General features: G+C 42.1%; 15 protein-coding genes and 1 tRNA gene. 8 read left to right on the top strand and 8 right to left on the bottom strand.

Annotation, left to right across the window (positions count from 1 at the left end):
* Positions 1–12: 12 nt before the first annotated feature.
* Positions 13–2,175 carry an elongation factor G gene (locus BN35_RS07760; protein ID WP_025072315.1) on the bottom strand — a complete coding sequence of 721 codons (2,163 nt, stop codon included), beginning with the start codon at positions 2,173–2,175 and terminating at the stop codon, positions 13–15.
* A gap of 131 nt (positions 2,176–2,306) precedes the next feature.
* Here BN35_RS07760 and hemW point away from each other — a divergent pair, with 131 nt between their 5' ends.
* On the top strand, positions 2,307–3,467 hold the full coding sequence (hemW, locus tag BN35_RS07755; protein ID WP_025072314.1) for a radical SAM family heme chaperone HemW: 1,161 nt from the start codon (positions 2,307–2,309) through the stop codon (positions 3,465–3,467).
* A gap of 101 nt (positions 3,468–3,568) precedes the next feature.
* Complete coding sequence (locus BN35_RS14140) at positions 3,569–3,697, top strand: hypothetical protein (RefSeq protein WP_257009502.1); 129 nt, start codon at positions 3,569–3,571, stop codon at positions 3,695–3,697.
* A 78-nt stretch (positions 3,698–3,775) separates the two neighbouring features.
* Here the strand turns inward: BN35_RS14140 and BN35_RS07745 are convergent, their stop codons facing one another.
* Positions 3,776–5,146 carry a uracil-xanthine permease family protein gene (locus BN35_RS07745; protein WP_028900790.1) on the bottom strand — a complete coding sequence of 457 codons (1,371 nt, stop codon included), beginning with the start codon at positions 5,144–5,146 and terminating at the stop codon, positions 3,776–3,778.
* Positions 5,147–5,317: 171 nt separating this feature from the next.
* Here BN35_RS07745 and BN35_RS07740 point away from each other — a divergent pair, with 171 nt between their 5' ends.
* Positions 5,318–6,472 carry a lactonase family protein gene (locus tag BN35_RS07740; protein WP_025072312.1) on the top strand — a complete coding sequence of 385 codons (1,155 nt, stop codon included), beginning with the start codon at positions 5,318–5,320 and terminating at the stop codon, positions 6,470–6,472.
* 829 nt (positions 6,473–7,301) lie between these two features.
* The gene (locus BN35_RS07730) at positions 7,302–8,129 is read left to right on the top strand and encodes a carboxylesterase family protein (RefSeq protein WP_028900792.1); all 828 of its coding nucleotides are present in this window, start codon (positions 7,302–7,304) and stop codon (positions 8,127–8,129) included.
* Positions 8,130–8,323: 194 nt separating this feature from the next.
* On the opposite strand, the gene BN35_RS07725 is transcribed toward BN35_RS07730, so the two are convergent.
* The 4 genes from BN35_RS07725 to lon form a co-directional block, all read right to left on the bottom strand.
* On the bottom strand, positions 8,324–10,075 hold the full coding sequence (locus tag BN35_RS07725; protein WP_025072310.1) for a DEAD/DEAH box helicase: 1,752 nt from the start codon (positions 10,073–10,075) through the stop codon (positions 8,324–8,326).
* Between the two features lie 130 nt (positions 10,076–10,205).
* On the bottom strand, positions 10,206–11,381 hold the full coding sequence (locus BN35_RS07720) for an LptF/LptG family permease (protein WP_234396700.1): 1,176 nt from the start codon (positions 11,379–11,381) through the stop codon (positions 10,206–10,208).
* A gap of 61 nt (positions 11,382–11,442) precedes the next feature.
* A complete protein-coding gene (gene tgt, locus BN35_RS07715; protein WP_025072308.1) occupies positions 11,443–12,570 on the bottom strand; it encodes a tRNA guanosine(34) transglycosylase Tgt in 1,128 nt (375 codons plus the stop codon).
* A gap of 11 nt (positions 12,571–12,581) precedes the next feature.
* Complete coding sequence (lon, locus tag BN35_RS07710; RefSeq protein WP_028900793.1) at positions 12,582–15,071, bottom strand: endopeptidase La; 2,490 nt, start codon at positions 15,069–15,071, stop codon at positions 12,582–12,584.
* Between the two features lie 853 nt (positions 15,072–15,924).
* Here lon and BN35_RS07705 point away from each other — a divergent pair.
* Positions 15,925–16,200: a hypothetical protein gene (locus tag BN35_RS07705; RefSeq protein ID WP_028900794.1), complete on the top strand. Its 276-nt coding sequence runs from the start codon at positions 15,925–15,927 to the stop codon at positions 16,198–16,200.
* A 240-nt stretch (positions 16,201–16,440) separates the two neighbouring features.
* Positions 16,441–17,142, top strand: a complete 702-nt coding sequence (locus BN35_RS07700) for a tRNA1(Val) (adenine(37)-N6)-methyltransferase (RefSeq protein WP_025072306.1) — start codon at positions 16,441–16,443, stop codon at positions 17,140–17,142.
* Between the two features lie 97 nt (positions 17,143–17,239).
* On the opposite strand, the gene BN35_RS07695 is transcribed toward BN35_RS07700, so the two are convergent.
* Positions 17,240–18,265, bottom strand: a complete 1,026-nt coding sequence (locus BN35_RS07695; protein ID WP_081411408.1) for a diacylglycerol/lipid kinase family protein — start codon at positions 18,263–18,265, stop codon at positions 17,240–17,242.
* 213 nt (positions 18,266–18,478) lie between these two features.
* On the opposite strand from BN35_RS07695, the gene spt reads away from it, so the two are divergent.
* Together spt and BN35_RS07685 are read left to right on the top strand one after the other, a co-directional pair.
* The gene (gene spt / locus BN35_RS07690) at positions 18,479–19,666 is read left to right on the top strand and encodes a serine palmitoyltransferase (RefSeq protein ID WP_028900796.1); all 1,188 of its coding nucleotides are present in this window, start codon (positions 18,479–18,481) and stop codon (positions 19,664–19,666) included.
* Positions 19,667–19,956: 290 nt separating this feature from the next.
* A tRNA-Pro gene (locus BN35_RS07685) sits at positions 19,957–20,030 on the top strand.
* A 268-nt stretch (positions 20,031–20,298) separates the two neighbouring features.
* On the opposite strand, the gene BN35_RS07680 is transcribed toward BN35_RS07685, so the two are convergent.
* Positions 20,299–22,293: an OPT family oligopeptide transporter gene (locus BN35_RS07680; RefSeq protein WP_025072305.1), complete on the bottom strand. Its 1,995-nt coding sequence runs from the start codon at positions 22,291–22,293 to the stop codon at positions 20,299–20,301.
* Positions 22,294–22,369 lie beyond the last annotated feature (76 nt).

Raw genomic sequence — 22,369 nt, 5'->3', positions numbered from 1 at the left:
TGTAATTTATTTTTAATCTTCGTCCGAAACTTTCTCTGCTTCGTGTTCAGCAATAAGCTGTGACTGCAAATCATTAGGTACAAGCTCGTAACTTGAGAACTTGGTTGTAAATGAAGCACGACCGCCCGTAATCGAACTTAAAGCTATCGAATAGTTGGAAAGCTCCTTTAGAGGTATCTTAGCAACCAGTTTCTGGTAACCAGCCTCACTATCCATGCCCATAATGAGTGCACGTCGACCTTGCAAATCACTCATCACATCACCCATATAATCGCCAGGAACAAACACTTCCAAATCATAAATAGGCTCCAAAATCTTTGGTCCTGCATTTTTGAACGCATCAGCAAAGGCATGTCGTGCCGCCAAAGTAAAGGATAATTCATTGGAATCAACGGGGTGCATCTTACCGTCATAGACGACAACTCGAACGTCTCGGGCATAACTTCCTGTCAAAGGACCTTGCTCCATGCAGTCCATAACTCCTTTTTGGATGGCTGGAATGAAACGCAGGTCAATGGCACCACCCACAACGGAGTTGATGAATACGAGCTTTCCTCCCCATGGTAGGTCAACTTCTTCTTTGCTCTTGATGTTCATCTTGAACTCCTGACCGTTAAACTTGTAGTGAGTAGGATCTGGCATTCCCTCGGCATAAGGCTCAACAATCAAGTGAACTTCACCGAACTGACCAGCTCCTCCCGACTGTTTCTTATGACGATATTCTGCTCGTGCTTGCTTGGTAATCGTCTCGCGATAAGGAATCTTTGGTTCCATGAAGACAATTGGTAGCTTGTCATTATTCTCAAGACGCCACTTCAAAGTACGCAAATGGAACTCTCCTTGTCCATGGACAATAGTTTGCCGCAACTCCTTAGATTGCTCCACTACCCAAGTGGGGTCTTCTTGACGCATCTTTAACAAGGCTGCCATGACCTTCTCCGTGTCGCCAGCATTGACAGCTTTCACCGCTCTACTGTATTTTGAATTGGGATATTTAATGAAGTCAAATCTCCATTCGCAATCTTTCTCATTGAGTGTGTTTCCTGTTTTCACATCTTTTAGCTTCACCGTACAACCAATATCGCCAGCATTTAGTTGGTCTACAGCTATACGATTGGAACCTGCGCAGGCATACAATTGACCGATTCTCTCTCTCGATCCACGATCTGCATTGATGAGATCATCACCCGACTTCACACTACCGCTCATTACTTTGAAATAAGATACTTCGCCAATGTGTGGTTCAAGACCCGTTTTGAAGAAATACAAAGAAGTGGGACCATCAGAATTTGGATCAATTTCCTCACCACGTGTATTATGGATTTTAGGCATCTCATTCACAAAAGGAACAACATTTCCCAAGAATTCCATCAAGCGACGAACTCCCTTGTCCTGCCCTGCACAAACACAGAATACAGGGAAAATACTTCTCGTCACCAAGCCTTTGCGAATACCTTCACGCAATTCATCTTCCGTTAGGCTTTCTGTATCAAAGAATTTCTCCATCAAACTCTCATCATTTTCGGCTGCTGCCTCGACAAGAGCTTTGTGCAATTCAAGGGCTTTCTCTTTCTCTTCCTCGGGTATTTCCTCAATAATTGGCATACCACCTTCTTCTTTCCAGGAATATTTCTTCATCAACAAAACGTCGATAATCTCGTTGAAATTCGAGCCAGTTTGTACAGGATATTGAATCTGAACACACTTGGAACCATAAATATCCTTCATGGTATTGATGACAACATCAAAGTCACACTTGTCAGAATCAAGCTGATTAATCAAAAAGATAACAGGCTTTTTGAGCTTCTCGGTATATCTAAAGTTATTTTGCGTACCAACCTCTGGACCATACTGGCCGTTAATCAAGATAACAGCCTGATCCGTAACGTTTAAAGCAGTAATAGCTCCACCCACAAAGTCATCGGCTCCAGGACAATCTATGATATTTAATTTCTTGTTATTCCATTCCACATGAAAAACTGTTGGAAATACAGAATACCCATATTCCTGCTCTACGGGGAAGTAATCGCTTACAGTATTTTTTGCTTCTACCGTACCACGGCGCTTAATAATGCCGCTTCCATACAACATACTCTCGGCAAGTGTGGTCTTGCCGCTACCCGCACTGCCAAGCAATGCAATGTTTTTGATTTCGTTTGTCTGATATACTCTCATATCGGTTATAGATTTAAAAGGGTTAGTACTAAATGTTCAAAAATTGTTGACGCCTAAATTACGCATTTTTTTAATAAGTTCCAAAAGTATTATCAGAAAATTAGTATTTTTGCAAATGTATTTGTTTAATCATGGCTGGCTTATATCTTCATATCCCTTTTTGTGCAAGTCGTTGCATCTATTGCGGTTTTTACTCAACCACAAATCTTCATTTAAGGCAAAAATATGTAGATGCCCTCTGTCAAGAGTTACGATTGAGACGGGATTACCTTTCTGATATAGAGACTCACCTTTCCGAAGACACCCATTTGATTCGAACAATATATATAGGTGGAGGTACGCCCTCACAACTCACTCCTGCACAACTTCAACAGATTTCTGAGGTAATTGCCAGCATCTATTTTAATGGCAATCTGTCGACCATGTGTAGCCAATGCGAGGTGACTCTCGAATGTAATCCCGATGATATATCACCATCGTTCGTTGATTTTCTCGAACAATCGCCTGTAAACCGAATTAGTATGGGGGTGCAAACGTTCTCCAATGCACAGTTGAACTTTCTTCATAGAAGGCATCGAGCAGAGGATGTGGCGACGGCTGTCAACCGATTAAGAGAAATAGGTGTGGATAATATCAGCATCGACTTGATGTTTGGGTTTCCCAACCAGACATTGGCAGCTTGGGAAAGGGACATTCTGCAAGCACTGGACTTAGGTGTTGAGCACATTTCCGCTTATAGCTTGATGTACGAAGAAGGCACACCACTCAACCAACTATTAAAAAGCAATAAGATTCATGAAATCGATGACGAACTTTCGCGACAGATGTATCAAGCATTGGTTCATCATCTCAAAGCAGCTGGTTACGAACATTACGAGATTAGCAATTTTGCAAAACCAGGAAAACAAAGTCGCCACAATAGTAGCTACTGGCATGCCATTCCTTATTTGGGCATTGGAGCAGCGGCACATTCATATAACACCGAGTCAAGACAATGGAATGTTTCTGACTTAAAGACCTACATTACAGCCATTCAACAAGGCAAGATTCCAGCAGAAAAGGAATGGTTGGATGCCGATACTCGCTACAATGACCTCGTGACTACTGCCCTGAGAACCTCTCAAGGTATTCGCCTCTCATCCCTTACTCCTCACTATCGGAACTTCTTACTCCAACAGGCAAAAAGGTTTATTGACCGACATCTCATGGAAATTGAGAACGATTATATTCGTTTAACGACAGAAGGAATTTATATCAGTGATGCCATTATGACCGATTTAATCTATGCCTAAATTCTTCGTAGGCTTGCTTTTTGACATCTTCCTCTACTTCTGACAGAGACCGATGCCCAGAAAGTGTGGCCTTGATCCAAACACATAGCAAAAAAGTGACGATGACAACAGCGGCCGATATCAACCAATTCAATATTTCGTTCGCTCCAGCAACCAACTTGAAAGCGAAGATTCCGCAGACCAAAGGCACAGCCCATAACAGCCAATCAAAGCCTGTTCTCATCTTGTAGCTTTCTTCTATCTCTCTATATTCCTTGTTTTTAGACAAGAGTTCACGCCTATGTGACTGCCAATAAAGTTCAAATGCATCATCCTTCACGCATCTCCTCCTCTTTGTCTTTAGGTAAAACCAAATTGAGTACTACACCCACGATGGCACTCAATCCTATACCACTCATCTTCGTAAGTTCACCTTCACCACCTGGTAGATAGAAAAAGACCACCAAACTTGCCAAGATGCCACCGATGATACAGCAAAGAGCCTTCCAACGGCTCGATTTGAGCGAGTTTGCGTACATGAGACAAATCACCATCAAGACGCCTATCAAGATACCACGGAGGGTGAAATCGAGTATGGCACCACCGATTCCCAATGTCAATGTAACAGAAACAATGATGACATTTCTTTGATGATTCATGTCAACCTTATGTTGGATAAGATTTTGTACTCCTACACTCGCAATCGTACCAAAAAGCAATAACATGATTCCCCCCAATACTGCTTGTGGTATGCTCTGCAAAAGAGCACTCAATTTGCCAATCACCGAAAAGACAATGGCAGTGAGGGCTGAGATGCGTATCACTTGTGGATGGGTCACTTTTGTAATCTGCATCGCACCTGTCACCTCCGAATAGGTGGTTACTGGAGGTCCTCCAAAGAAGCAAGCCGCCAAACATGCCAAGCCATCACCTAACATTGTGCGGTGCAAACCTGGCTCTTCAACAAAGTCTTTTCCTGCTACTGCTCCCACAACATACACATCGCCAATATGCTCAATGACAGGCGCAATGGCTACGGGTATCATATAGATAAAAGGTTTCCATGCAAATTCGGGCCAATGAAAGTTTGACAATGAACCAGGAAGTGCAAACCATGCTGCCGATTGTACTTTTGAAAAATCAACTTCACCCAGTAGGGCTGCCACAATGAAACCGACGATGATTCCACACACGATAGGCACTAATTTGAGCAAACCCTTACCCATCATCAAGACAGTAATGGCGGTGACCAGAGCAACAAATGCTAATAACCAGTTTTCTTTCGCCATATTTACTGCCGAACCCGACAGCGACAGACCTATCAAAATAATCACAGGACCTATCACTACGGGTGGGAAAAGGCGATTCAACAACTTCCTTCCTTGCCATTTCACTAAGGCACTCATCAGAAAATAGACCAACGACACACCTGCAATGCCTGCCAATGTCCCTGGCATACCCCACATCTTGGAAGCTTCGATAATAGGAGCGATGAAAGCAAAACTTGAACCTAAGAAAATAGGCACTTTTCCTTTCGTTACCAAATGAAAGATAAAAGTACCTATACCTGCTGTAAACAAAGCCGTAGCAGGGTCAAGTCCTACCAATAAAGGAACCAAGACCGTTGCACCAAATGCCACGAAAAGGAATTGCACTCCCACAACACCTTTTCTAAAAGGAGTTAATTGTATGTTATTCATTCTGAGATACAAAAATACAAATAATTCCTTGATAATGCATAAATTTGATTTATTTATTGCCATTGTTTGAAAAAATGAATATCTTTGAACCGTTTTAACAAATTGTGTCACCATGTACACCTTATTATATATATATTAGTACGGTGTGGCTTATCAATAACAATATACTCTATGAAACTAAGAAACATTTTTCTCATCATTCTCACTTTTTGTATGGGATTACCACTTGATGCACAAAACAACATTAAGCTCGTTGTCGGTTCTTATGCCAATGGAACAGGCAAAGGTATTTATTCGTTTGACTTCAACCAATCTACGGGCAAAGCTACCCCTTTGGATACGTTAGAAGTCAGCAATCCTTCCTTCCTCACTCTCTCTTCAGATGGCGCAATGATCTATGCGGTGAGCGAAAATTCAGAGGACGCTGCGTCAGTCCATGCCATTACCTTTGACCAAGCAACAGGGCGTATGAAGTTACGCCAGAGTATGCCAACAAATGGTGCAGATCCTTGTTATGTGGAAACCAATGGCAATCTTCTCCTCACCGCCAACTATTCGGGTGGGTCTATGAGTGTGTTTCCCTTAAACATTGACGGGTCATTGGAACCCATGTCTCAACAATTCAAGGGGCATGCCAATGGACCTGATGCACAACGCCAAAATATGCCACATATCCATTGTACCCGATTTCTACCCGATGGCAATGGCGTCTTAGCTACTGATTTTAGCGCAGACCAGTTGTTAAGATTTGAGCTTACAGACATGAAAGCATTAGGAGATCAGAAGGTGACAGCACAACTCACCAAAGGCTCTGGACCTCGTCATATTGCTTTTAGCACTGACAGCAGATTTGTTTATGTCATGAGTGAACTGTCTGGAGTCGTTACCGTTTATCTGTATAACTTCGGAAAGATGAAGAAAATTCAAGAGATATTGTCTGACGAAGTAGGTGCGCGAGGAGGTGCAGACATTCATGTTTCGCCCGATGGACGTTTTCTTTACACCAGCAATCGACTGAAAAATGATGGCATCACTATATTTAAGATTGCCAACCGCACAGGGCTGTTGACCAAGGTGGGCTATCAGCACACAGGCATACATCCACGCCATTTCAATATCACCCCCAACGGTCGATTCTTGTTGTGTGCATGTCGAGACAGCAATGTCATACAAGTATTTCGCATCAACAGTGCCACAGGATTGCTCACAGATACGCATCAAGACATTTCGGTGGACAAGGCTTCGTGCGTACAGTTCTACCCTATCGTGATGCAACCCGACCTCAATGGCGATGGTGTATTTAGAGTGATAGAAGTTACCAAATAAGACATCTGCCCTTTTTCGTGTGACAGATGAGTAAGTGTACAGCGAAAAAAACACCAATACAACAGCGTTTATTAAATTGGTAGTATGCGCTATGGATTGATAATAAATGCTGAATTTTCTTTACAAAGTGTCTCTCATAACTCGCGTGAAAACAACCAACATCAAAGTTGGTCGCAAATACGCGAATTATGAGCGATGTTTGCAACTGTTTGATATTGAACACATTATACTTAGCACACTGCTTTTCTTTCCCATTTTTACCACTTTTTGGCGATTGAAGCATTGAGATAAGCGTGGAATTTGCATGCTTTAATGCCGTTGAAGCATGTGAATAACACCTCTAATGTATGTTTCCAAGAGCGTTAAATCTATGTTTCAACTTAAAAAGGCATTTATTTTGATAAAATCAGCCCATTTTTGTACACTGTTTGCCTATTGATTTTTTCTATTTTGAAGATTTTAGATAGCCGTTTTTTGGTAAAATTATAAGACAAAAGCTGTGAATATCTTTACTATGGATGATAATGCTGTAAATGATGTAGCACTTTCATTAAAGGGATATTTTTTCTACAACCAATGCAACGAATCAGGTAAGGCATGAACACAAACCATGCAATTCGCTTCAGCCGTAAGATTGGCTGTTGAAACCAAAGAAATAAGTCTTGTTTTTCACAATTAACCCTCTTTTTTCAATGAAAGAACCGAGTTGCAGTGCGAAGATTCTTCAGTGAGCTGCAAAATCTCCTGATATTTGTGATGAGTAGTTCGTCATTTTTTTATTATATTTGCCGCGTTTAGAAATATGTTTCATTATCCTATCTGTTGAGTCATGCAAGTGTTTTTACGATCTTCTCTCCTTTCATTATATTTACTGGTTTGTGTTCTTAGTGCTTCGGCTCAATCGTTAAAGCCTCAAGGCACTTTTGAAAAGCAACAGAATGTGATTACAGGCGGTTATTCTTTTTGGCTTTATAAGCCTGCGGACTATATAGACGACGATCATGATTTTCCTTTGATTATTTTTCTGCATGGTGCCAGTTTATGTGGTCGTAATTTGAACAAGGTTCGTAGATATGGAGTGTTGGATGCGATTGATCATGGAAAAATAATTCCTACATTGGTAGTGGCACCTCAAAATCCTGGTGGAGCATGGAGTCCCAATAAGTTGAATGACCTTTTAGAATGGATGAAGAGTCACTATCGGGTGGATAGTACCCGAGTTTATGTTTTGGGCATGAGCTTAGGAGGATATGGAACCATGGATTTTGTAGGAACCTATCCCGACAAAATCGCTGCCGCAATGGCGTTTTGTGGTGGTTGCTCGCTGAAGAATCAGGACGGATTAGGACGTGTGCCACTATGGATTATGCATGGAACAGCGGATAGGGCGGTGAGTATTAATGAATCAAAAAAGGTGGTTGACTACTTGCAACAAAAGGGCATGGACCACCTTTTGCGGTACGACTGGATGCAAGGAGGAGGACATGGAGCACCTGCACGGTTGTTTTATCTTCAGAAAACTTATGATTGGCTCTTTTATCATTCCCTGAAAGATTCACCACGTGAGGTAGATCGCTCATTTGATATCACCCCCGAAGATATCAAGACCACTTATCAAGAATTAAGAGCTTTGCCTCACATGTATGATAAAGATTAAAGTAGTACAAGATTTTGCGTTTCTTGTGTTTGATGTTTTTGGGGATTAGGGTCTGTTATTCTTGGCACAACTCATCAATTCTCAGAGGTGTGGTGTCGCTTCTAAAAAGCCTTGACTCATCATCGTTCCGAGGAAACATTATTCACCGATTCGTGAAAGCCATAAAAAAAAGAGCACTCGAAGTGCTCTCATTTTTATTTCTTACTCAAGGATTTAAGCCAGCGTAATGGCTTTTTAATGATTGAAGTGAATCCTGATTCAGTCTTTTGTTGTTTCTTTGGTGCTTCAAATTTTCTTGTACCTTGATACGTTACCTCTTGCTTTTGTCGTTTGTTTTGCTTTTTGTTGGTACGCTGTTTCTTAGCCTGGCGTTCGTTATTGGGCTGGGTAGCTTTCTTATTGCGTCCCTCTACCTTTGGCTGTTTGTTGTCTTGTTGCGAGCGTGGCTTATTATTCCTATTTTCATTCCTGTTTTGCGTGCGTCGTTTGTTTTGGTTTTTTGGCTGCTGCTCAGTACTCTTTTCGTCCGTGCGTTCATTCTCTGATTTCTGTTTTGTAGCCTGATTGTTGCGCTGTGCCTGTACATTCTTTCTGCGACCTTTACGACTTGTTTGTTTTTCACGCTGTTCAGAATCCTTCGACACATTATTGTTCTTTGATGCATCTACCGTCTGTGAAGTCTCATTTTGTTGGTCGTTTTGACGGCGAGGCTTATGTTTATGTGCGGTCTGATTTCTATCTTTGCGTCTGATAGATTTAGCCTTTGTTCCACGCCGCTGTGGTCTTTTTCCCGAACTATAGTCGGGTGCTTCGCCAATACCTTCTGGAAGTTGAATCTTTTCCACCTCTTTTCCTAAGAACTTTTCAATCTGTTCAAAGAAATAAGTGTCGTCTTGTGCAACCAAGGTAATGGCTTGTCCGTCTCTATCGGCACGTGCGGTACGTCCTATGCGGTGAACATAGTCTTCTGCATCGTTGGGTACATCATAATTGATAACCATAGATATATCATCAATGTCAATCCCCCTTGCCACAATGTCAGTTGCTACGAGTACATCAAGTTGCCCACTCTTAAAGTTAAGCATCACTTCATCACGTTGTGCTTGTTCCAAATCAGAATGCATCTCACTGCAATTTACATTCATGCGATGTAGGGCTGCCGCTACCTGTTTCACTTTTAGTTTGGAACCACAGAAGACAATAACACGTTTCAAATCACCTTTCTTAAAGATGTCTTCAATGATTTTCAGCTTCTGCGCTTCGTAACAAATGTATGCACACTGCTTAATTTTCTCTGCAGGTTTGCTGACTGCCAACTTAATCTCAATTGGATTTTTCAATAAGGTTCTTGCCAAATCGTTAATCTTGTCAGGCATTGTTGCAGAAAACATAATGGTTTGGCAAGTTTTGGGTAATCCTTTTGCAATGCTCATGATGTCATCGGCAAAGCCCATGTCGAGCATACGGTCGGCTTCATCCAACACGAAAAAGCTGATTTTGCTCATATCTATGTTACCCATGTTGATATGACTAATCAGCCGTCCGGGTGTAGCAATCACCACATCCGCTCCCAATCGTAGGCTTTTAACTTCTTGGTCATATCGGTTTCCGTCATTTCCACCGTACACAGCCACGCTACTCACGCCTTGAAGATAATAACCAAAGCCTTGCATGGCTTGGTCTATTTGCTGCGCCAGCTCACGGGTGGGCGACATAATGAGACAGTTAATGGCATTGTCTGGATAGTTATTACTGTCTATTTTACTCAATATGGGTAATAAATAGGCGGCTGTCTTTCCCGTTCCTGTCTGTGCTACGCCTAAGACGTCTCTTCCTTTTAAGATTTCTGGAATACACTTTTCTTGCACTGGTGTGCAGGTGTCAAAGCGCATATCGTACAAAGCGTCTAATACATTATTATTTAATGGTAATTCTTCAAATTTCATATTTTCAATTTACTATTCATCTTTCGTATCTCTCAATCTATTGAGTGCTGACGAAATATGGATTATTTTTCTATTTTTCTTTTATTTTCTTCGCATGCCAAAAAAGTAATGACGGCAATCATTGGTGGCATTAATTCGGCGCCTTTCTATAACAGAAGTAAGCCACAATACTAAAGATAATGTTGGGTACCCAAGCTGCCAACATTGGCGGAGCATCTGCATTTATGGCAAAGGTAGCCGAGATGGTTTGTAGCAGGATATACAAGAAGCTCAATGCAAGTCCCAGTCCCAAATACAATCCCATGCCTCCTTTTCGCTTGCGAGCTGACAATGACAAACCAATAATCGTCAGAATGAAAGAGGCAAAGGAGGAGGCAATACGCTTATGATATTCTACTTGGTATTGCACCACATTGCCTGAGCCACGATTTAGCTGTTTGCTAATGTACTCGCGAAGTTCTGGACTGGTAAACGTCTCTTGCTGCCCTTTAGAATATACCAAATCCATAGGCTCCATCATGATAACAGTGTCGCGTTCTGCTCCGCTGGTAATATGCTCTCGTAGTCCCTTCAGTTCTCTTATCTTCCAACCTGTCACGGTCCAATGATACTTAGCATCGGCAATCGTGTCGTATTGAATTTCCATGGCGGTGAGATGACTTACCAACTTTTTGTCCTTAAATTTATCTAACGAGAAGCCGTATCCCCGTTTCGTTTTATTGTCATAATGCTGAATATAAGCTATCGTTCCTTTGTCAACTTGCAGTTGTACATTATCCGCAGCCGACCGTTTTTTGTTATTCTTGTATAGATTATCAAAATTTTGTCGCACTACTGTACCATGTGGAATGACATACGCACTGAGGAAAAAGGACACTGTTGAGATAAGTATGCATGATATCATGTAGGGTCGCATCAGACGCTTAAAGGAGATACCTGTTGCCAGCATGGCTATAATCTCCGAATTGCCAGCCAATTTGGAAGTGAAAAAGATAACGGCAATAAATACAAATAGTGGGCTAAACAGGTTTGAGAAGTATGGAATAAAGTTGGCATAATAGTCAAAGATAATTGCTCTCACGGGGGCTTTGTATTCGGTGAACTTGGACAAGTTCTCATTAAAGTCAAAGACTATCGCAATAGCGATAATCAAAGCGATAGAGAAAATGTAAGTACCAATGAACTTCTTTATGATATACCAGTCTATCCGCTTGATATATTTCTTTGGATTCAGAATCTTTAAGAAACGGAGTTCGTGAGCAAGCCATTGAAACAATGACCCTATGGGAGCAGTAAGTCGATGCATTTTTCTACCGACTTTTAATAATCTGCGGTGTTTTCTTCTTGATTTGAAACTTTTCATCCGTTTATATTCTTCGTCCCAATTGTTCGATGATACTTCGTTTCCAACTGACAAAGTCGCCCTGCTCGATGTGCTGACGTGCATCGGTTACCAGTCTGAGGTAAAAAGCCAAATTGTGTATCGAGGCTATTTGTAGTGCCAAATACTCTTTAGCTTTAAACAAATGGTGCAGGTATGCTTTCGTACATACCATGTCAATGTCGCATCCTGAAGAATCAATGGGAGTGAAATCATTTTCCCATTTCTTGTTCTTCATGTTCATTGTACCCTCATAAGTAAAGAGCATTGCGTTACGACCATTGCGCGTTGGCATCACACAGTCGAACATATCCACACCTCGTTCGATACCCTCTAAAATGTTTTGTGGTGTTCCCACGCCCATAAGATAGCGTGGCTTGTCTTTGGGAAGAATGTCGTTCACCACTTCAATCATTTCGTACATCACCTCTGTGGGTTCGCCTACGGCTAATCCACCAATGGCATTTCCGTCTGCACCTTTATCTGCAATATATTTTGCTGACTCTTGACGAAGGTCTTTATAGGCAGCCCCTTGCACGATAGGAAATAGGCATTGGTCATATCCATATAAGGGTTCGGTCTCCTTAAAGTGTTTGATACAACGATCCAGCCAGCGATGCGTCATACCCAAACTTTGCTTTGCATACTGGTAGTCGCAATCCCCGGGAGGACATTCATCGAGAGCCATCATGATGTCTGCGCCAATAATACGCTCGGTATCCATGACATTCTCGGGGGTGAAAAAATGTTTTGAGCCATCAATATGTGACCTAAACTCGCATCCCTCTTCGGTTAATTTGCGAATACCCGTGAGAGAAAATACTTGAAACCCACCAGAGTCTGTCAAAATAGGACGATCCCAACCATTGAATTGATGTAGTCCACCAGCCGCTTTTAGAATCTCTAAACCTGGTCGAAGGTACAGATGATACGTATTTCCCAAGATAATCTGCGCCTTGACTTGTTGCTTTAGTTCACTGAAATGCACAGCTTTCACCGTTCCCACCGTACCCACAGGCATGAAAATCGGTGTCTTGATTTGTCCGTGAGCCGTAGTAATCAGTCCTGTGCGAGCAGACGAATTAGGGTCTGTATGTTGGAGTTCAAATGTCATGTTGATACGCTTTATGCAAGTACCTCTTCTATTTGCTTGCTCGGTCGTTTCGACTCGTCTTCGACTGTCAAATCTATAGGATGGTCAACCCGTTCGTCTGTCAGTGCAAAGTCCCACACTTGTTGCACGTTTTCCACATAATGAAAATCAACACCTTTCAAGTATTTTTCGGGAATTTCGTCAATATCCTTTTTGTTTTCCTTGCACATCACAATGTCTGTGATGCCAGCTCGCTTTGCTGCGAGTATCTTTTCTTTGATTCCTCCTACAGGGAGAACCTTGCCACGGAGGGTAATTTCGCCTGTCATGGCTGTATTCTTGCGCACCTTGCGTTGAGTGAGAGCCGAAGCAATAGACGTAGCAATCGTGATTCCTGCCGATGGACCGTCTTTTGGAGTTGCGCCTTCAGGCACATGGATATGAATGTTCCACTGATCAAAAACACGGTAGTCAATGCCTAAGGCGTCTACATGAGCTTTGACGTATTCGAGAGCTATCACTGCTGATTCTTTCATCACGTCGCCTAAATTACCAGTAAGCGTTAGCTTGCCAGACTTTCCCTTGCTCATAGAGGTTTCTATAAAGAGAATCTCACCACCCACACTGGTCCACGCCAATCCGGTTACTACTCCCGCATAGTCGTTGCCTTGGTAGATGTCACGGTAGAAAGGAGGCTTGCCCAAAAGTCCCTCTATCTTTTCGGCTGTGATGTCCGTGTAGTCTAAATTCCCCTCCATCGCTTTGTTGTAAGCCATTTTACGAAGTGCTTTGTTAATTTGCTTCTCTAACTGGCGCACACCACTTTCGCGAGTATATTGCTCAATTATTTTTTCTAAGGAAGCTTTATTGAACTTCACTTTTGGGCTATGTGTGTCTAATCCCGTATTTTTCAATTCACGAGGAATGAGGTGTCGCTTGGCTATTTCTATCTTTTCTTCTGTGATATAACCACTGACTTGAATAATCTCCATACGGTCGAGCAAGGGGCGTGGAATGGTATTCAGGTCGTTGGCTGTGGCAATAAACATCACGTGGGATAAATCATAGTCCACATCCAAATAGTTGTCGTGGAAAGCATTGTTCTGTTCTGGATCCAATACCTCAAGGAGTGCCGATGATGGGTCACCGTTAATGGTGTTTTGCGTCACTTTATCAATCTCGTCAAGGATAAAGACAGGATTGGAAGAGCCTGCTTTCTGTAAGCTCTTGATGATTCGTCCAGGCATGGCACCAATATAGGTTCGGCGGTGTCCGCGTATCTCTGATTCGTCGTGTACACCTCCTAATGAAATGCGCACATATTTGCGTTTCATGGCAGAAGCAATGCTCTTGCCCAAGCTTGTCTTACCCACACCGGGAGGTCCGTATAGACAAAGGATGGGTGATTTTAGATTGCCACGCAACTGTAATACCGCCATATATTCTAAAATGCGCTCTTTCACTTTCTCCATGCCATAGTGATCACGGTCTAAGGTGCGAGCAGCACGGCGCAAATCAAGGTTGTCTTTGGTAAACTCTCCCCAAGGTAAGCTAACCAAAGTCTGAAGATAAGAAAGCTGTACGCTATATTCTGGACTTTGTGGATTGAGCAAGTCGAGCTTATCAAGCTCTTTTTCAAACGTCGCCTCAATATCCTCATTCCAATGTTTCTTCTTGGCTTTTTCTTCTAATTCACGTCGTTCTGGAGAGCCGTCTGCATTGCCTAACTCCTCTCGGATATTCTTAATTTGCTGTTGTAGGAAGTATTCGCGTTGTTGTTCGTCAAGGTCTTCACGTGTTTTGGTGCGAATGTCTTTCTGCAACTCAAGCAGTTGCATTTCTTTGTTCAAAACTTTCAGCGACACCAAGATACGCTCAATCATAGAGTTGACCATCAGCATCTTCATCTTGTCTTCAATAGAGAAGGGCATGTTGGTGCAGATGTAATTAATAGTCAGCACGTCATTTTGCAGATTACTTAATGCAAATTGCGCTTCATCTGCAATGTCGTCATTCTCTTTGATATATTCAATGGTTTGTTTTCGCAAATCTTCTGCGGCTGCATGATACTCTGAGTCGCCTTCCTTAGGCAGTATTTCTGGCTCCAAATGGGTAAGTCCCTGAAGGTAAGGTGCCTTCTTAGTTATCTTGTCGAGTTTGCAACGACCCAACGATTGAACAATGGCTGTCACATTTTGCCCATGTCCGGGTATTTCCAACACGCGTACCAAGCGAGCATATACGCCATAATCATATAAGTCTTCTTGTTGTGGCTCCTCTGTCTCTGAGTTTTTTTGACAGAAGATAGCAAATGTAGTATTGGGACTTTTCTTTACTGTTTCTATTAGCTTCAAGCTATTGTCGCGTCCAATGAGTATGGGGCAAAGCACCCCAGGAAACATCACCATGTTGCGTGTTGCCAATACGGGTACTTCTCCTTCAACATTCACGTTGAATAAGTTAGAGATGTCACCTTCGTAATCAGCAATCATTTGGATAGATGCGTTATTTTTCTTGCTCATATATTCTCTTTTCGTTATCAGTTTGCAAAGTTACTACTTTTTCTTGAGATAAGGACTTTGCACTTCTACTATTTATAATATGTGTGGTTGAGTACCAGTTAAATAATGGTGCAAAATGTGTGCCACGTTTAGTTGCCGATAGCTCTTTTTTGCTTTAATCCTTATCTTTCTGGTTAAAAACATCCGCCGTTTTTGTCCTATCATTTTACCAAAAAACGACCATCTAAAATCTTCAAAATAGAAAAAATCAATAGGCAAACTGTATACAAAAATGGGCTGATTTTAACAAAATAAACGTCTTTTCATGCCGGAACATTGACTTTACGGTCTTAGAAACATGTATTAGAGGCATTATCTACATACTATAGCAGCATTAAAGCATGCAAATTGCGAGCTTATCTCAATGCTTCAATCGCCAAAAAATGATGAAAATAGGGATGAAACGAAATGGATTGAGCGTAACATCTTAAACAACAAGAGGTTATGAAACTTTCTCATAATTCGCATATTTGCGACCAACTTTGTCGTTGGATGTTTTCACGCGAGTTATGAGAGGCACTTTGTAAAGAAAATTCAGCATTTATAAGTCTTCCTTGCAGCATGTCACTATTTTTATAATTGCTGTTGGTTTGGTGCTTTGCTTTGCAAAAATATGAATCAAAATACAAAGAACTGTGTTTTTCCGAGAGGCAGAATGGTTTATTTTTATTCGCTCTCTGATGTACGAGTATGTAGAAGTGTCAAAGCATCATGCTGAAGATCGTTTTTCTCATGATATTTCTTTAACGTTTCAAAAAAATATTCTATTTTTGTTATAGTAAAACTTAATTGACGTTTGAAAGTATTGAGCAAGATGAAAAAGTTTTTCAAAGAATTAGAAGAGGACTATGGGTATGACAAATCTCTCATTACCTTAGTTATTGTGAATGTGTTTTTCATGTTTCGTGGATTATATCAATATTCAGAGCCATGGATTTTTTTATGCCTCGTATATTACTGGCCTACCGTTCGAAAAATGGCAAAACGAGAGCAATTGAGAGATTTGACAGATGTGTATTTAGGGATTACTTATTTCTTCTTCTCTATTAGGTTTATTGGTAATATTATCATACCAATGTATTTCCATTAACCGAGTGAAATAGTCTCATTAATGGAGTGTGAACCCAAGGTGTATGCCTTGGCATGCTTGGAGCCATGAATTAAGAAGCGTAAGTGTACTCTGTTAAAATCAAAGATTTTATACTTGTCGCTACTGGCGGTTTCCAACTGTCGGATGCGCCGTTAGTAGTAAAATAAGAATTGGTGATTTTTTGCTACTTTTAAGCACCCGATGGAACGTTTTTCCCAAAAATATGACTAAGTTTGCAGCATGAGTAACGATTGGTTTCAACTGAAAGAATTTAAGGTGCGACAAGACAGATGTGCCATGAAAGTGGGTACTGACGGTGTGTTGTTGGGTGCGTGGGCGCAAGGCGGACAGCGCATTTTGGATGTCGGAACAGGCACTGGACTCATTGCTTTGATGATGGCACAACGCTATCCACAGGCTCGTATCGTCGCCATAGATATTGATTGCGAGGCGTGTAAGCAGGCTGAGGAAAACGTAGCTACATCACCTTTTGCTGATAGAATAGCAGTAGAAAATGTGCCCTTGCAACAGTTGAACGCCACAGAGGAGTTTGATGCCATTGTGACTAATCCACCTTATTTTATAGATAGCTTGCGCAATCCGGATGAACAAAAGGCATTGGCGAGGCACGCCTGTAGCTTGCCGTATAAGGATTTGTGCAAGGGTGTTCAGTTGTTGCTTTCGAGTAGGGGAATTTTTAGTGTGGTGTTGCCCACGGATAATATGGAAAAGTTTGTGGCAGAGGCAGCATTTGCAGGACTTTACCTGTACAAACAATATAAAATTAAAACCCATTTGCGAAAAGAACCCAAACGCTGTCTCATGGCTTTTACAAAATTTCGTCCCGACTGTTTGGAAATAAAAGAGTGTACATTGTTGGACGAACGAGGGCAAAGGAGTGAGTGGTACAAGGCGTTAACCCATGCGTTTTATTTGCATTGATGCGCAAATTTAAGAACGACTTGTAGGGTTGAACGGTAAAAGTAGTGATTGTTTTCTGCGCTGTTCATGCCTTCATGCGCTCCTCACTCCAACGAGATTATATGTTCAGTTTCTTTTGTAGCACTCGACTCAACGCCTGAATATGGCGCGTCTGCTTTGAAATATCCTCTCGAACGACGTTAATTTCGTTAAATAGTTCTGCTGCCGCACTTTGGAACGCATTGGGTTGGCGCTGTCGTCTATCGGCATCAGGGTTGATAATGATTTTGATACCTTTCTCTTGTAACTCAATATCAATATCTTTGCCCGTCATCACAGGATCACCGTCGTAATGGATAACCCCAGGTTTGCTTCGTTTAATATGTAACTTTTTTGTTCTAAAAGTCTTAATCTTAGAATTCTTATCCAAGGTTTTGTTAAACATGTCAATGCTGATTTGCGAAGCCTCGATAAGGTCGAATGGTTCCATAATGATAACATCCATATAACCGTCGCTCATGGACGCTTGTGGGGCAATCACCGCATTGTTGCCATATTGTGACGCATTGGCGCAGGAAATGAGAAAAGCTTTGTATTTGTTAACGCCATGGTCGTCAATAATTTCGTATGTTTCGGGTTGATATTTCAATCCTTCCTCTAACACTTTCTGTACATAAGTTATCGGACCGCGTTTGCCACATTCGGCAAATTTCTGACTTACAAACGCATCGAACCCCATGCCACAGGTGCAGAAAAACGGCATGTCGTTGATAATACCATAATCAAATTGGTGGATAACACATTTGTTAATCACCTGAATGGCTTTTTTAAGGTTCATCGGCAGGAGCATATGGCGTGCTAAACCATTGCCAGACCCACAGGGTAAGATTCCCAAGGCGGTATGAGAGTGTACAATGGCACGCGCCACTTCGTTGACAGTGCCATCACCTCCTACAGCAACAACAATATCTACGCCCTTTTCTTTGGCTTCGGTAGCCAATTCAGAGGCATGTCCCGGGTGGTTAGTTTCTAAAATCTCATACTCAAACTGCGTCTTATCTAACGTATTATCAATTAGTTTGGGTATGCCACCTTTATTCGTTGTTCCCGAAATGGGATTCATGATGAACCATATTTTCTTCATCTTCAGTCCATTCAATACTTATAGAAATCGTACAATCGTTGAATAAAATCACCGACAATGGTTGCAAATGTACTACTTTCCGTTCAATAAACGATATGCTGAAGGATAAAAAACATAAAAACAAACATATATGGTTGTAAAAAGGACAAAATCAGTTAATTATTTATATCTTTGCATTCTGATTATTAAAATAAGGAAAAAGAATTGAAGAAAATGGGACAATTACAAGAACGTTACCAACACTATCGTGAACCGCAAAAATATATTGAGGCTGGAGTGTATCCCTATTTTAGAGAGATAACCAGCAAACAAGGAACCGAAGTAGAAATGGGCGGACATCGAGTTTTGATGTTTGGTTCGAATGCCTATACTGGTTTAACAGGCGACGACCGCGTCATTGCGGCTGCTAAGGCTGCGTTGGAGAAATACGGATCGGGCTGTGCAGGTAGTCGATTCCTCAATGGAACATTAGATTTGCATGTGCAATTAGAAAAAGAGTTGGCTACGTTTGTGGGTAAGGAAGATGCGCTTTGCTTCCCTACTGGTTTTTCTGTCAACCAAGGAGTATTGGCTGTGGTAGTGGGAAGAAACGACTATATGATTTGTGATGACCGAGACCATGCCAGTATTGTAGATGGACGTCGTCTGTCTTTCGCTACACCATTGCGCTACAAGCATAACGATATGCAAGATTTGGAACGCATCCTCCAGAAACTTCCACACGAGGCGGTGAAGTTGATCGTGGTAGATGGAGTGTTCTCTATGGAGGGAGATTTGGCTAATTTGCCCGAAATCATTCGCTTAAAGAAAAAGTATAACTGTTCTGTCATGGTGGATGAGGCGCATGGTGTGGGCGTGTTTGGCAAACAAGGTAGAGGCGTTTGCGACCATTTTGGATTGACCGATGATGTCGATTTAATCATGGGAACATTCTCAAAAAGTCTTGCTTCTATTGGTGGTTTTATCGCAGGAGACAAAGATACAATTAACTTTTTGCGGCATACCTGCCGAACTTACATCTTTAGTGCTTCTGACACACCTGCCGCAACAGCTGCCGCTCAAAAGGCATTGCATATCTTGCAAGCCGAACCTGAGCGTATAGAGAAGCTATGGGAGGTAACTCGCTATGCGTTACGTCGATTTAAGGAAGAGGGTTTTGAGATAGGTGATACAGAAAGTCCTATCATTCCATTATATGTACACGATATCGACAAAACGTTTATGGTGACAAAGTTGGCTTTCGATCATGGTGTGTTCATCAACCCAGTGATTCCTCCTGCTTGTGCTCCACAAGATACTTTAGTGCGCTTTGCGCTCATGGCGACACACACCATTGAACAGGTTGAACGTGGTGTGCAAATTCTTAAAAAAGTTTTCCAACAACAGGGCATTTTAGCGTAGCTATCGCTAAGTCTCATCGTTCGTGCGTTGTAATTCAAATAGTGATTGAATGACGCACAACACAGTTGATATCAGAAAGTCCTCATCTGCATCAAGAATGATTGGATGAGGACTTTTTGTTTTTGTCCATGCCTTGTATGTATGGTTTCTCAAGGTCGTTGGTTAATAAGGTAGTGCATTATGATGCCAGTGATATTGGTGCAAAAAATTGAAAAATAAACATCAAAATGTTTTGGTAATCAGAAATAATCTATTACCTTTGCACTCGCAATTCAGAAATGAAAGGCAAGCGGGGTGTAGCGCAGCCCGGTAGCGCTCCTGTTTTGGGAACAGGCGGTCGCAGGTTCGAATCCTGTCGCCCCGACAATGAGAGTCCATTGTATGATACATACAGTGGGCTTTTTGTTTTTGGACGTGACATCTCACAGTCTCGCCAACCCATACTCCGACAATCTTTGTGATGACGTGATGAAGCGGTCAGTAGCTTTTTGCGCTTCCTGTAGCAATTGTGTATCAAGATAACAGCTCATGTTCACACCTTTTTCAAATCCTAAAAGTGGTGTGCCATGAGCTGTTAGTTGTATGTGCCAAATGTTGTGTTTTTATCTTTTGGCTGCTGCCCAAGAGGTGGCTTACTTCTTCACTCGCGTAGCCATGATAAAGTAGCTAATCAAGAGCAAGTAGGCAGCAAGTGATAGTAGTTGCGATAATGGGTTCGCCAACCAGTCGGGATTGATAGGATTGTATCCTGTAAATCGGAGCAATGCACTGACCACTCCCATCAATGCTCCACCTGCAATGAAGCCACTGGCAAGCAGGGTTCCTTTCTCGCCTCGTGCCTTATTTGTTTGTTTGTCTTTGCTGCGAGAGATGACAAACCAGTGAATGATACCACCAATGAGTAGAGGTATGTTGAGTTCCAATGGTATAAACATGCCCAAAGCAAAAGGTAATGCGGGAATCTTTACGAGAGTTAGCACAACAGCAATCAATGCACCTATGCCATAAAGCAACCATGGTGCACCAGCACCGTTCATCATGGGCTCTATTACAGCAGCCATAGCGTTGGCTTGTGGAGCAACTAAATGACCTTGTTGTTCAGGGTCAAAGCCGTAAGTTTGGTTTAACAGCATCATTACTCCGCCCACGGTGGCAGCACTTACCAATGTTCCAAGGAATTTCCATGTTTCTTGTTTGGCAGGCGTCGTACCCAACCAATATCCAATCTTTAAGTCGGTAACAAAGGCGCCAGCCATGGATAGTGCAGTACATACAACGCCTCCCATGATGAGGGCTGCCAACATACCTTCAGGACCATTAAGTCCTACTGCAACCATGACAACACTGGCAAGGATTAAAGTCATCAAAGTCATGCCCGACACGGGGTTACTTCCAACAATAGCTATGGCGTTTGCAGCTACCGTAGTGAACAAAAAGGCAATACCAGCAACCAAGAGAATGGCAACGAGTGCATGGGTAAAGTTGTTCATCACACCGAAGAGGAAGAACAAGAAGGTAATGACAATGGTAGCGATAGACCCGATGGCGATGACTTTGAACGAGATGTCACGTCTGGTACGTATTTCTTCTTTCTTACTATTGTCCTTGCCTTTCATCTCTTGAGCAGCCAATCCAACGGCACTTTTAATGATTCCCCAACTCTTGATAATGCCAATAATACCAGCCATGGCAATGCCACCGATACCGATACTCTTGCCATAAGTGGCAAATATGGTTTCTGGTGACATCTCTCCTACAGGCATCGAAACAACCGTTCCACCAATGTTGAGGATGGTATCGCCAAAGAATAAGGAGAGTCCTGGCACGATAAGCCACCATATGGCAAATGATCCAAGACAGATAATAAAGGTATATTTGAGTCCAATGATGTAGCCTAATCCCATGACAGCGGCACCAGTATTGACCTTGAATACAAGCTTTGCCTGGTCTGCCACTTGTTCTCCCCAGCCCATGACACGTGAGGTGAAGTTTTCATTCCACCATCCAAACGTAGCAACAATGAAGTCGTACACGCCACCAACCAATCCTGCAACGAGCAAAGGTTTAGCTTGTGCGCCTCCTTTCGCACCACTGACGAGCACTTGTGTTGTAGCCGTAGCTTCAGGAAAGGGATACTTTCCATGCATATCACTAACAAAATACTTACGGAAAGGGATGAGGAATAAGATGCCAATGATGCCACCCAATGCCGAACTCATAAATATTTTGAGGAACGAAGCACTCATCTCAGGATATTTTGCCTGTAAGATGTAAATGGCTGGCAGTGTAAAGATAGCTCCCGCTACCACCGCTCCAGAGCAAGCACCGATACTCTGTATGATGACATTCTCACCCAGTGCTTTGTTTCGTTTGGTTGCGGTAGACACGCCCACAGCAATGATTGCAATAGGAATGGCCGCTTCAAAAACTTGCCCTACCTTTAACCCAAGATACGCAGCTGCTGCTGAAAACAGCATTGCCATTACGATACCCCATGTCACTGACCAAGCATTTACTTCGGGATATACTTGTTTTGGGTTCATCACAGGTTGATACTCTTCTCCTTCTTTCAGTTCTCTGAAAGCGTTGTCAGGTAATTCTACCGACTCTTTTAGTTTGTTTTCCATAAGAAATAGTTGTGTTTGTGATTGCAAAGATACGTTAAATCAATGAAGATTCAAAACGATAATGCAGCTTTTCTGT

The organism is Hoylesella timonensis 4401737 = DSM 22865 = JCM 15640, assembly GCF_000455445.1.
Taxonomy (GTDB): domain Bacteria; phylum Bacteroidota; class Bacteroidia; order Bacteroidales; family Bacteroidaceae; genus Prevotella; species Prevotella timonensis.
The sequence above is the reverse complement of the archived record's forward strand: the minus strand, read 5'-3'. Positions and strand labels throughout refer to the sequence as shown.